Source organism: Bacillus sp. FSL R5-0434 (assembly GCF_038004745.1).
Classification (GTDB): Bacteria; Bacillota; Bacilli; order Bacillales; family Bacillaceae; genus Bacillus; species Bacillus halotolerans.
In genome coordinates, this window is sequence record NZ_JBBORV010000001.1 from 633,410 (window position 1) to 646,613 (window position 13,204).

At 36.7% G+C, this 13,204-nt stretch carries 11 protein-coding genes and 1 pseudogene; 6 read left to right on the plus strand and 6 right to left on the minus strand.

All coding sequences use genetic code 11. The annotated features are described in order from the left end of the window. The first annotated feature begins 2 nt into the window (after window positions 1–2). Window positions 3–761, plus strand: a complete 759-nt coding sequence (gene tatC, locus NYE43_RS03330; RefSeq protein WP_081638244.1) for a twin-arginine translocase subunit TatC — start codon at window positions 3–5, stop codon at window positions 759–761. A 44-nt stretch (window positions 762–805) separates the two neighbouring features. Here tatC and NYE43_RS03335 read toward each other — a convergent pair whose 3' ends face one another. After that, complete coding sequence (locus NYE43_RS03335) at window positions 806–997, minus strand: DUF4305 domain-containing protein (RefSeq protein WP_024120410.1); 192 nt, start codon at window positions 995–997, stop codon at window positions 806–808. Continuing rightward, entirely contained in the window at window positions 994–1,728 is a 735-nt protein-coding gene (locus NYE43_RS03340) for a CPBP family intramembrane glutamic endopeptidase (RefSeq protein ID WP_024120411.1), read from the minus strand. Before NYE43_RS03340 ends, NYE43_RS03335 begins: the two co-directional genes overlap by 4 nt. Before the next feature lie 238 nt (window positions 1,729–1,966). Here NYE43_RS03340 and groES point away from each other — a divergent pair, with 238 nt between their 5' ends. The 4 genes from groES to NYE43_RS03360 all read left to right on the plus strand — a co-directional run bounded on the left by groES (window position 1,967) and on the right by NYE43_RS03360 (window position 7,966). Beyond that, window positions 1,967–2,251 carry a co-chaperone GroES gene (gene groES, locus NYE43_RS03345; protein WP_003155970.1) on the plus strand — a complete coding sequence of 95 codons (285 nt, stop codon included), beginning with the start codon at window positions 1,967–1,969 and terminating at the stop codon, window positions 2,249–2,251. A gap of 46 nt (window positions 2,252–2,297) precedes the next feature. Continuing rightward, a complete protein-coding gene (gene groL / locus NYE43_RS03350; RefSeq protein ID WP_010333214.1) occupies window positions 2,298–3,932 on the plus strand; it encodes a chaperonin GroEL in 1,635 nt (544 codons plus the stop codon). A 1,403-nt stretch (window positions 3,933–5,335) separates the two neighbouring features. Then, a complete protein-coding gene (locus NYE43_RS03355) occupies window positions 5,336–5,638 on the plus strand; it encodes a hypothetical protein (protein WP_341060874.1) in 303 nt (100 codons plus the stop codon). Between the two features lie 876 nt (window positions 5,639–6,514). Beyond that, window positions 6,515–7,966, plus strand: a complete 1,452-nt coding sequence (locus tag NYE43_RS03360) for a DNA-methyltransferase (protein WP_341060876.1) — start codon at window positions 6,515–6,517, stop codon at window positions 7,964–7,966. Between the two features lie 10 nt (window positions 7,967–7,976). Here the strand turns inward: NYE43_RS03360 and NYE43_RS03365 are convergent, their stop codons facing one another. The 4 genes from NYE43_RS03365 to NYE43_RS03380 are packed head-to-tail and all read right to left on the minus strand — an operon-like array spanning window position 7,977 to window position 12,368. Then, on the minus strand, window positions 7,977–8,846 hold the full coding sequence (locus NYE43_RS03365; protein WP_341060878.1) for a DUF3883 domain-containing protein: 870 nt from the start codon (window positions 8,844–8,846) through the stop codon (window positions 7,977–7,979). 3 nt (window positions 8,847–8,849) lie between these two features. Next, entirely contained in the window at window positions 8,850–10,625 is a 1,776-nt protein-coding gene (locus NYE43_RS03370; protein ID WP_341060880.1) for a DEAD/DEAH box helicase, read from the minus strand. After that, window positions 10,612–11,895, minus strand: a complete 1,284-nt coding sequence (locus NYE43_RS03375; RefSeq protein ID WP_341060881.1) for a hypothetical protein — start codon at window positions 11,893–11,895, stop codon at window positions 10,612–10,614. Before NYE43_RS03375 ends, NYE43_RS03370 begins: the two co-directional genes overlap by 14 nt. 14 nt (window positions 11,896–11,909) lie before the next feature. Beyond that, window positions 11,910–12,368, minus strand: a complete 459-nt coding sequence (locus tag NYE43_RS03380; RefSeq protein WP_341060883.1) for a BglII/BstYI family type II restriction endonuclease — start codon at window positions 12,366–12,368, stop codon at window positions 11,910–11,912. 705 nt (window positions 12,369–13,073) lie between these two features. On the opposite strand from NYE43_RS03380, the pseudogene NYE43_RS21680 reads away from it, so the two are divergent. Then, a pseudogene (locus NYE43_RS21680) lies at window positions 13,074–13,200 on the plus strand (hypothetical protein); the annotation flags it as partial. Window positions 13,201–13,204: the final 4 nt, after the last annotated feature.

Genomic DNA, 13,204 nt, shown 5'->3' on the forward strand with positions numbered 1-13,204 from the left:
GGATGACACAAATGAAAGTGAATCAAATGTCGCTGCTGGAGCATATTGCGGAGCTTCGAAAACGATTGCTGGTTGTGGCGCTGGCGTTTGTCGTTTTCTTTATCGCGGGATTTTTTTTAGCGAAGCCGATTATAGTGTATCTGCAAGAAACGGATGAAGCGAAGGAGCTCACGCTCAATGCGTTTAATCTGACAGACCCGCTTTATGTGTTTATGCAGTTTGCGTTTATCATCGGGATTGTCCTGACTTCGCCGGTTATTCTCTATCAGCTTTGGGCTTTTGTGAGCCCGGGCCTCTATGAAAAGGAGCGCAAAGTAACGCTCAGCTACATTCCGATCTCTATTTTGCTGTTTTTAGCGGGTTTATCTTTTTCCTATTATATTTTATTTCCTTTTGTTGTCGATTTTATGAAACGGATATCTCAGGATTTGAATGTCACTCAGGTGATTGGAATTAATGAATATTTTCATTTTCTTCTGCAGCTGACGATTCCGTTTGGACTGTTGTTTCAAATGCCGGTCATCCTTATGTTTTTGACAAGGCTTGGAATTGTGACACCGATGTTCTTAGCGAAAATCAGAAAGTATGCGTACTTTACGCTGCTTGTGATTGCTGCTCTGATCACACCACCTGAGCTTTTGTCTCATATGATGGTGACTGTTCCGCTCTTGATTTTGTATGAAATCAGTATTTTAATATCGAAGGCTGCCTATCGGAAAGCGCAGAAAAACAGTGCTGCCGATCAGGACGTTTCTTCTTAGCCAACATAAAAAATCCATTTCTCATAGAGAGAAATGGATTTTCTTTATTTCTGGTTCTTCTTTATTTTAAATGAAAAGGCGAACATCTTAAAAGAAATGCTGATGTTGTATGCAGCGAACACCATCAGCAGGATGGAGTAAAATGACCACATGCTGCCTGGCGAGCTTGCGGCGAGATAAGTAAAGATGCACCCTACGGCAAAGTAGATCATTCCCCACACTATCGGGTTTCTCATGAAAATAATCCTCCAATAATCAATTGCATTTGTGTGCTTTGCTGTTCAAGGTATTTCTGAACAGGCTCAAGCTGCATAATGACGACGAATGTATTCATCATTACATGGGCGAAAATCGGCACCCAAATCCGTTTGGTTCTCGCATATAGAAATGCAAAGGTAAAGCCCATTGCCGTATACAGCAGAAGGTGCGTTAAATCCGCGTGAACAATTCCGAAAATAATGGAGCTGATCAGTCCGGCAATAAAGAAATTTGTTTTTTCGTACAGCGCGCCGAAAATGATTTTTCTGAAGATGATTTCTTCTAATATAGGCCCGATGATAGAAGAAACGATAATCATAAGCGGGACTGCCTGAATCACATCCAGGATGGCTTTTGTATTTTCTGATTCTCTTCCGATGCCAAATACATAATATTCAATAGAACCGGCTATTCCTTGAGAGAAAAGGGCTATGAAAAACCCGGCTATCGCCCAAAGGATCGAAAGTCCGACCGAGTCTTTCTTTTCGTTCCGCAGCGTAGTTTTAGGCACAGTTCTGAGAATGAGCAAAACAACAATCAGACAGGCAATAAAACTGATGACGGACCATAATCCCTGCGCGTACAGCAGATTTTCTTTTGTGGGCTGTCCTCCCGCATAACCGAATTTAAATAACAAGGGAATCCCGATTACTGCTGAAAACTGCATGATGATATATGTCAAAATAATAAACCAATACTGTTTTCTCAAATGGTATGTACTCCTTTGTTAAATGGGTTTCTTTTGTCTACAGCTATTGTAACATAATTGAATCGGGGGTGAAAAAGCCAAGGGATATCTGAGCTGAAAAGAATGATGTAAGCGTGAAAAATTTTTTATCTTATCACTTGAAATTGGAAGTGAGATTCTTTATTATAAGAATTGTGTTAGCACTCTTTAGTGCTGAGTGCTAAAATTACATATTCATACTATTGAGGAGGTTATTACATTGTTAAAGCCATTAGGTGATCGCGTTGTCATTGAACTCGTAGAATCTGAAGAAAAAACTGCCAGCGGAATTGTGTTACCGGATTCTGCAAAAGAAAAGCCGCAAGAAGGCAAAATCGTGGCAGCTGGTTCAGGTCGCGTGTTAGAAAGCGGAGAGCGCGTTGCTTTAGAAGTAAAAGAGGGCGACCGCATTATCTTCTCAAAATACGCAGGTACTGAAGTGAAATATGAAGGTACTGAATACTTAATCTTACGTGAAAGCGACATTTTAGCTGTTATCGGCTAATTCTTAAATAAACAAATACTTAAAAATTCGAGGAGGTTTCGTACACATGGCAAAAGATATTAAGTTTAGTGAAGAAGCTCGCCGCGCAATGCTTCGCGGTGTCGATGCACTTGCTGATGCTGTAAAAGTAACTTTAGGACCAAAAGGACGCAACGTGGTTCTAGAGAAAAAATTCGGTTCTCCGTTAATCACTAATGACGGTGTAACAATCGCTAAAGAAATCGAACTTGAAGACGCGTTTGAAAATATGGGTGCTAAGCTTGTAGCTGAAGTAGCCAGCAAAACAAACGACGTTGCCGGTGACGGTACAACAACTGCGACAGTTCTTGCGCAAGCAATGATTCGTGAAGGCCTTAAAAACGTAACAGCAGGCGCTAACCCTGTAGGCGTGCGTAAAGGTATGGAACAAGCTGTAAACGTTGCGATCGAGAATCTGAAAGAAATTTCTAAGCCAATCGAAGGCAAAGAATCTATCGCTCAGGTTGCTGCGATCTCTGCTGCTGATGAGGAAGTCGGAAGCCTTATCGCTGAAGCAATGGAGCGCGTAGGCAACGACGGCGTTATCACAATCGAAGAGTCTAAAGGCTTCACAACTGAGCTTGAAGTTGTTGAAGGTATGCAGTTCGACCGCGGATATGCGTCTCCTTACATGGTAACTGATTCTGATAAGATGGAAGCGGTTCTTGACAATCCTTACATCTTAATCACAGACAAAAAAATCACAAACATTCAAGAAATCCTTCCTGTGCTTGAGCAGGTTGTTCAGCAAGGCAAACCATTGCTTCTGATCGCTGAGGATGTTGAAGGTGAAGCTCTTGCAACACTTGTTGTGAACAAACTTCGCGGCACATTCAACGCAGTTGCTGTTAAAGCTCCTGGCTTTGGTGACCGCCGTAAAGCAATGCTTGAAGACATCGCTGTCCTTACTGGCGGAGAAGTCATCACAGAAGATCTTGGCCTTGACCTGAAATCTACTGAAATCGGACAATTGGGACGCGCTTCTAAAGTTGTCGTTACAAAAGAAAACACAACAATCGTTGAAGGCGCTGGCGAAACAGATAAAATTTCTGCACGCGTCACTCAAATCCGCGCTCAAGTGGAAGAAACAACTTCTGAGTTCGACAGAGAAAAATTACAAGAGCGTCTTGCTAAACTTGCTGGCGGCGTAGCTGTCATCAAAGTCGGCGCTGCGACTGAAACTGAGCTGAAAGAGCGTAAACTTCGCATCGAAGACGCCCTGAACTCAACTCGCGCAGCTGTTGAAGAAGGCATCGTATCCGGCGGTGGTACAGCGCTTGTCAACGTATATAACAAAGTCGCTGCAGTTGAAGCTGAAGGTGATGCGCAAACAGGTATCAACATCGTGCTTCGCGCGCTTGAAGAGCCAATTCGTCAAATCGCGCACAATGCAGGTCTTGAAGGATCTGTCATCGTTGAGCGCCTGAAAAACGAAGAAATCGGCGTAGGCTTCAACGCTGCAACTGGCGAATGGGTAAACATGATCGAAAAAGGTATCGTTGACCCAACGAAAGTTACACGTTCTGCACTGCAAAACGCAGCTTCTGTAGCAGCAATGCTCTTAACAACTGAAGCTGTTGTCGCTGACAAACCGGAAGAAAATGCCGGCGGCGCAGGAATGCCTGATATGGGCGGCATGGGCGGTATGGGCGGAATGATGTAATTCTACACTTCATTCTGTGAAGTAGTGATGAAATAAATTTATATTTGAAGTAATAACCACTTCCTAATAAAAATAGGGAGTGGTTTTTATGTAGTTGAAATTTACTTATCAGGAATTTAGGAAATTAAAGACACGACCAAGACAAACATCAAGAATTATGAAAAGATTTTAGCCAAGTTTATTGATTACTCTATTGAAAATGGAGAGGACATTACATACAGCTTTGTTCGGCAGATCTGTTAATGTACCAAGAAAAAGGTGATAAGGCCAGCACGATTAACACTAAGCTGATAAGAATCAGAGCTTCATTAAAATTACATGGTGGAATGTGAAGTAATTAAGTACAATCCAGCTGATAAGGTGAAAATGCAAAAGGAAGATTTGGATTGGATTGATATTGTAGTCAAAGGCGAAAATGCAAATGAAGGGCATATTACCTACCGACAAGCTATGGTCAACTTCTGTATGAAATGAAGGTGTGAATATCATCGATCCAAATTTAAAAGTGGTGTGTAGCTTTCACTCAAGATATTCAACTGAATTTATCCAGCAGTTCGCAAGAGCAAGACGTTCGGACATTATAGACTGTATTGTGGCACCTACGAAAAAAATGTTACTTGGTTATAAGCAATCATGTCAAAATGAACTAATTGGATACTGAATCAGGTGAAACAGGAAGCCAACCCTAAATTTATGAAAATGCGAGAATATTACTTTATTGAATCAATTCTGAAACGGACTACATTTTAAAGTCGGCTGGAGCTTATGTTGCTAGAATTTATAAGACCATACCAGTAATTAATTCCGCTCAAGTCCATAGTACTTATAGACCAAAAGCTTTCTAAAAACTTAGAAGCTATGGTAGATGTGAAAATGTTTAATGGAATGCCAGAAATATCTTAAGGAAAGAATGTTTAAGTTAGATGGGAAGAAAACAATCTCGTGACGCTTTGTAAATCAAGTAAAACACAATTAGGAACTAAGGATTGGCTTGACTTCGATTTTGACCCTACAGATAACATATCATTTATTATGTCAGCTGCTTGATAGCAATTGGTTTTGTTTTTCCCCCTCCTAGGTCTTTTTTTAAAAACGTCTAGGACCAAGAGAATGAGGTGAGGTCAGTAAGAAAAAATTCAAATTCTCAGCAGCAAGAAATTGAAAGGTATGATTTTATGCCCTAGAAAAACTACTTGCAAACTTCCGTAGAAACTTATAAAAGGCACAAAGAGAACTAAGTAGCTGAAAAAGCAGTTGTAACCAATACTACAAGTCCTAGATCTAATGATATTGTGAAAAGCAGGTAACCAATGCTAAAACTGTAGAATCAGATCAAAAAGCTAATTGACCATTTTATACAGGTCGACAGTATTTCTTTGAACACGCTGGTGTGTAACTTATTTTTGAAATACAAAAACGAACAAAAGCTGTTATCACTAGATATGGATAGTGACGAGTGTGAACGGTACATACTCCGTCTCGAGAAATTTAACAAGCAAGTCAATGAATTTATGAAGCAGTTGTGTATTTTACTTAATGCTCGTCTTGCATATGCAAATGATATGGCTAAAGTAATAATTGAGAAAAAGAAACTTGAGCAAATGATGGAAACAAATAAACCACAACCTATTAACCCACTACTTGGTATTGCTGAAGAAGAGATGATGAATAGATTTACTGAACTTTTTTTAGGGATAAAATTTTAAGAGGAGCTCTTTTTAGGAAGCTCCCTTTATTACAGAACTTAAAACTTAAAAATTCTTCATAAGCTTACTAATTCAGTCTATCAATTAAACGGATAGTTTTATTCTATATTTCTTCACTACAATCGATCGTTTTGCTCCTTGGGTAAATCTTAAAGTATCCTTTGTTTCCGTCTTTTGTATCAATAACACTAAAAAATCCCTAATTTATTACTATTCGCAAGAAATTTATCATCTCATCATTGTGCTTGTGTATAATCTTTTCAAACACTAAAACATCTAATTGAATATATCCGATCAATCCACTCATGGGATTTTTTAATGTTCTTTTTGATAATTTCCTTTGATACTCGGTACCCAATTTTGAAAAGAATATCTAACTTCAGGTCTCAAATAAAGAAAGTTTTCTCTTTAACAAATTGTTCCCCTTCCTGTGTAATAACAAATTCATCCCGTTTTGATGTCCTAACCTAATTAATCCCTGTCACATTTAAATGTTTTTAACAAATATAATCGGTCATCTAGTTCTTGTTTTACTTTTAGAAAGAAGTTCCACTAAGCTGCTTACTTGTTAACAAGAAAAATATCCTAACAACTTGCTGCATTTATTTATACGCAAACTTCACCATCTAGAGGAACTTTAACAATCGCAACCTCACATCTTAATGTTTTAGAATACTCATAACAACACCTTTTTGATTTGTTTTTTATATTTTGTAATTTAAAATATATTGAGTAATTAAATCAATTGTAACCATTTATATCTAGAAGTCCATGTTAGTTAGAATTAAAACACCTATTGTAAAAAAAGGTATGGATCTTTCTTCAATCCATTGATATAATGAAACTTGCAAATAAATGTGTTAGGAATGAAAAAATATGATTCATATAAATGAACAATTATTAGACATAAATGATCTTAACCAGTATATTACATGTAATTCTAAACAACTTATTAAATACATGCCTGACGATATAGAGCCATTCATCGACCTCATTATTACTTCTCCTCCATATTGGGACATGAAACAGTATGGAGATGTAGAACAAACAGGATATAAACAAACTTACGAAGATTATTTAGATGATATTGAGCAAACTTTCGATACAATTTACAAATTATCTAAGGATACAGCTACGCTCTATGTAAATAGTGATACCTTAAAACGAAATGGACGATTAGTTCGATTACCCGATGATATTGCAAAAAGACTAGAAAATGTTGGATGGATCCATCAGGATATAATTATATGGAATAAAGGTAAAACTCTTCCATGGTCACGTAAGGGCCAAATGAGAAATACGTTTGAATATATACACATGTTTACAAAATCAAAGAATTATAAATATTATATTGAACGAATTAAAACAGTGGATGAATTAAAAGAGTGGTGGGTTAATTATCCTGAAAGATATAGTCCTGAGGGGAAAGTACCAGACAATATATGGGAATTTATCATTCCTACACAAGGTAGTTGGGGAACAAAGAAAGATTTTGGGAATGAAGAATTTAAACACGCATGTCCCTTTCCACCTGAAATGATGGCTAGAATGATTAAGTTATCATCAGATGAAGACGATGTGGTTTTCGATCCATATGCTGGAACTGGAGTTCTTCTTGCTACTGCCTTAAATCTTAATAGAAAATATTTAGGACTAGATACTAATCCAGACTACAAAAAGATATTTGAATATGTTACAAAACCACTTATCGAAGAAAAAATACATGAAATAAATAGTTATTATGACAATCAAGAGAGATTAAAAGAGCTCTTAAATGAAGCAATTTATAAATTACGTGTTTTAAAGTTTCCAAAAGCAATGATAAAAACATTGCTTAAAATTTTTGGACAAAAAGAAACCAATGAATTATCACCTTTTTTGGCAGCCATAGCCATCGAAGAGGAAATGAATGAACAGGAAAAAACAGAAAAGCATAAAATAGGTAAATCTAGTTATTATTTTGTGTTAAATAACAATTTTAATTATAACGATAGCACTGATTTTGAATCTAAGCTTACAGAATTAAATCAAAATGCCCCATTTTCCAAATATGGACTAATTACAAGGGTGCATTTAATAACAGTCGAAGAAGCAATAAATTTATTAGAAACTCATGAAAACAATTTATATTTATATAGTAACGGGATTGTAAACGACTCTTATGGGGAAGTAAATATAGAAGAAGCAATTTATTTTCTTGCAAACATGGATGCAAACCAAGAACATTCTGATAAAGGCATACCTCCTATACTTAGTAATATCAAAATTAATAAGTCTGATTACGAAGAAATACCCGCTGGAAAATATAAAAAACGGGGTTATCAATGATGATAATCCCCTACTGAAAGGGGCTAATGCCCCTTTTTGTTTTGCTTTTTATGGTATTTATATCAAGTGTAATCTTTACATTTTTCCATATTCCACAACCTTGGTTTAATGGGATATGTGATGATATATCGCTTTTATCAATGATAAATAACTCTGGTTCTTTCCCTAAAAACCACAAGTGAAACTGATAATACTGTGATGTTTCAGCTACATTCCACTCATTTCTTGTTAGGTAAAAGGTAAATGAATCCGAAGAAGTGGTAGTTGCTTTTACTTCTATTCGAAGAGGTGCCGGATCAGTTGAGCTAATACATGAAAGAATATCAAACCCAGATAAATTCGATTCAATTGACTGCCATACTGGATTTTTTCCGGTCCTATTTCTCTCATATTCTAAAGATAATTCCTCGCCTGCCCTACCTATTTCTAGCTGGGAGTCTTGCTGCTTTCCCCTGGCAATCAAAGCTAAAATATCCCACCACTCGATTACAGTATGATCATAGGAATCAGTCAGCTCCGCTTCCTTAAAGCACTGCTTTACATTAGAAGGGAAATACTGAAACGCCTCCTTTCTTCCTTTATGGATAAGATAAGACCAAGATGGTCTATATTCATCAATTATATCCATTAATTGGACACGTAATGCATCACGCATACTTGCTTGTATAAGAATTTTTTGACCACTTTCCGATATATTAATATTTCCCTCGAAGTCAAGCTTAATCCAATTGCATCTTTCAGCTACTTCGAGTAGTAATGACGAAGAAGTTGCTCCAAATCGATGAAATGTTGTCGAAAATTCCGTTGATTTTAGCGGTGTTTGACTAACAAATCTTAAAAACTTTTGAACAGAATAGAGAATGCCGACTGAAAATGCCATATTCTATTCTCCGCGTAAGTGGTTAATGAAATCAAGAATATCTTGTTCACTAAACCCACTTTCAATTTCTTCATCTGCATATTCAGGTTCAATCATTATGGATGGATCGTTTAATACCTGTGACATCCTGTTAATTTTATCAGATAATCTTCGCTCAACCGATTGATCTACACTATCTGGTGCTATAACAAGCTCTACGTGTGTTTCTATATCTGGTGATAAACCTAAACGATGAATTCTGTCTACTGATTGCAAAAAATGTGCTGCATTATAACTACGATCTACATAAATAGCATGGTGACAAACGGTATGTAAACTTATCCCTTCACCAGCTGCAGCAGGATTTGCAACTAAGACAAAACAATTTGGGTCATAGTGGAAACGTTTAATTTTTGCTTCTCTTGTATCACTATCTTCTTCACTACCTGAGTCAACACCACCATGAATATAATCTGCTCCTAAATCGCTAAGGCGAGTAGCAATTTGTTCAATACTTTCAACGAAAGTAGACCAAATAATGACTTTTTTTCCTTCACTGGCAAGTTGTCTAGCTCGAACACAGACGTAATTAATTTTAGGACTATCTCCTTCTAACAATACATCTTTTAATAGTTCGTGATGTTTGAAGTCACTATTTACAAGCAATGATGGATTAGAAGCAACTTGAAGCAGTCTTAAAGCACTTCTTCCCATTGAGCGCAATTTATTACGGTCACGTGCTAAAAAAATTTCAGCTTGTCTTAGTTCCTCATCCCTCATTAGATTATAAAGCCTTCTTTGAGCTGGGCTCATCTGAACAGGTGTTACACTATAAATGGGATTAGGTAAGCCTAATTCATTTTTAGTTGTCCGTACATAAACAGGACGAATATATTCAATGACTGATTCACTATCAGTTTTCACTTCAGGATATAGAAAGTTAAACTGTGAAATAAGATCAGCCGTTGAATTTGGAAGGGGTGTACCAGACATAATCAGCTTTTGTTCAGGCAAGTGAGATAAGCTTAATACGGCTCGACCATACACACCATCATTTCCTCGTTTGATCCGATGGCTTTCATCTAAATACATATAAAACGGAACCGTACTCAAATAGGAAGCAACCTCTGTTAAGACATTTGGGAGTTGCTGATAGGTAATCACCATTATGTGTGGATTACTTAATAACGCCTGATTTACAGCTCTTGAACCACCACGTAACCGTACCACTTTTGGACTTTCTGGCATACATATTTCTAAGGTTTCCTCCCATGCAGCAAAAGCATTCTTAGGTGCAACAATCAGTAATCGAGTGTTTTCAGCCTTTTTTAAACAATATAAAGCGAGTGCTTCAGTCGTTTTTCCAGCACCAGGGACAGAAAAGGTTGCCCCTGATGGTAGAGATCCTAGTCTTGCAACATTTCGAAGCTGTTGTGGTGTCAGTTGTCTTTGAAATCCACGTTCTAAAAGGAGACTTTTTACATCTTCTAGGGTGTATTCTTCATAGCCCTCTTGAGCACGTCTGTAGGTGTTTTCTCTTGCGACTGATAACCTTAAAAGCCTTGTTGCTTCTTCATCAGCAGTCAGAGGCAAACGGTGTTTTTTTCTGATTCGATTAATGGGACCACGAATGGATAAAAATGACCACCACGGCATTGTAAGTGTATTTGTTGTATTGATTGACACATCTTGACCGGCTTCTTTACATGTTCGACATAACTCGCGCCAACCAATATGATGTTCATTTTCTGTTATGAGTTGTGCAGCATGCCTATTCACCAAATACCTAATGTGTAACATTTAAAAGTTTCCCCTTTAAAGTTTCAATATGAGTTTCGATTGTTTCAAGTTGTGATTGAATACCATCAGTCTCCGTTTCATTGTCAAACATATTTACAGCATCCTGTAACATGGCATTGGCTCGTTGGATTTTTTGGATTACAGTAAACCTTTGTTGACGATCATCTTCAGCATCGATCATATCCTTTACAACATGAACAACGTTTTCTCTGTTTTCTTCTTTATCTAAAGTTTGAGCAAGAGCTATTAAATCATCTTCAAATTCACTGTTACTGAAAAGATCGTCACCTACTAGTTCATTATCCATCGAAATTTGCCCTTCTTCAGGTGGAAATTCTTCTTTTGCTCGTTCAATGATCGCATCGATATTGTCTGCAACTTTAGGTAAAAAGCTATATAAACGTCCCATACCTTTTAATGGGTTTTCAATAACAGAAAAAGCAATGCTCTGAAAGATATCCTTTTTATCTTCATCATCGCCTATTTTTTTTCTTCCTTTTATGATCGCTTCAAATGCTAACTGTTGATCGAGAATCTGGTAATATTGTTTTGGTATGTTACGTGATTCTAGGTACTGATCAACATAGGTCAATAATAAAATCAGCTCTTCAATTTGCTCAGGTTTCTTATCATAAATCCCAGCAATTTTTTCTGTTGTATATCCTTTTTTATCTCGAAGAGAGCGATACATACAAGCTTCAGCCGTCCAAACATAATCAGCTTGGATATCTTCAATAATTTGCAATTTACTTTCTAATGTCAGAATGTCTTCTTCCGAACAAGGAGGTAATATAATAACTTCGACATGAGAAAATCTTGGTGATATTACACCAGAATCAACTTCCTTTTGATGTAACTCTCTCATGGCACATAAACGGCGATTTCCGTTTACTACAAATCCATCATTATCTAAAATAAGAGGTTCTTCCTGTTGTTTATTTAAAAAATAAACAAGTAGATCGATACCTCCTGTTGATCTAAGCTGCTTTTTTAATATTCCATGCTGTACCTTATGTACTTCTTCTAATTCAATATCTCTTTCAAAATAATTCTCTGGTAAGTTATATTTTGTGTAGTGTTCTTCTTGTGCATCTTGCGTACGTCCATTTGATAAACGATATTTTGGCATGCCAATATCAACTTTGAAAATAGGAAAAAACTTTCTTTCATTTTGAAAGTTAATAGGGTGTTTGTGTTGATCGTTTGTAACGCTGTTTTGCAATCGATCAATAAGTTCTCTTCTTCTTGGGTAAGCCCAACCTAGTTCCACTCTGCATCGCTCCTTTAGATATCGATACCTATTACATGAATCGGCATCGTAATGATTTTTTTATATAAATCTAACTCTTCAACAAAACGCTCGAAATTCGCTAAATTCTCTCCCATGATGACAGCAGCTCGCTTTGTTGGAAGGATATAAATCCCTGCCTCTGCTTTTCCATTTAAATATAAGGTCTGAAGTTTAAGTATATCAGCATAAAACCTACCCACGTTACCTGTTTGAATACATAAACCAACGTTATCTTTCATAGATGTAATCGTAATGCCCTTTGATTTATCAATTTTAACTTTATCTGACCACCCTTGCAGTTGAATTAACCGTTCAACAGTTTTACGTAAGTTGGTTGCGCAACCTTTTTTGATTATAAATTCTACAGCATCCAGTGAATCAATTAGAGGTTGTAACATCTGTTCTTTGATTGCTTGTTTTCCTAAATGATGGTCATATGTAATGAGTTTCATAGGTGCACCTCTTTTGTAAAAAAGAAATATGAAAAAAGACTTAAGATTTAAACAATATCTTACCATAGATATTAGATTTTTAGCACCCTAAGTAACATTAAATTTCCAAAAAAAGCACCTAACTTAGACTCTGGAACAAGAGAAAACGATTAACGTATAGAACAAAGCTATGGAATGGATTTGTTGGTAATAAGACCAACCTAGTTGAAGTTAATATTGTGGCACGATTTGACGAGAAGAAGAAAAGAAATAATCGAGCTTTTTAAAAGCATTGGTTTGTTTAAGGGTTATGAAAATCTAATACAAAGAATACTGAGGAAGGGAAATTGAGTGAAAGTAAGAAAGGAAAAATGAAATATAGGAAACTAATAAAGTCCCTTTGCAAGACCTATGGTGGTTATATTCACAGATGGTAGACGAATAGAGACAGCTTCACGACAAGATATAGCTGATCTCGTGAAATGAGAATATAATTTATCTATGGGCATAATACAAAACATTATTAAAACTGGACGACCATATAATCCATTTTTGGAGCAAAATACAAAGTTAAAAGGATCAATGATAAAATATTCCAGGAACTTCACAACCAGCAACTACTACTGTTTAATGAAAGAAGTAGCAATATCTAAAGAAGTGGTTGTTGTTAACTGATTATAAATAAATTATCACTTAAAACCTCAGATGTGCTAAGCATTGACCCAAACTTGTTCTGCACTTCAAAACGCTGCGTCTGTAGGGGCAATGTTCTTAACAACTGAAGCCGTTGTCGCTGACAAGCCAAAAGAAAACTGGCGGCGCAGGAATGCCTGATATGGGCGGCATGATGTAATTAA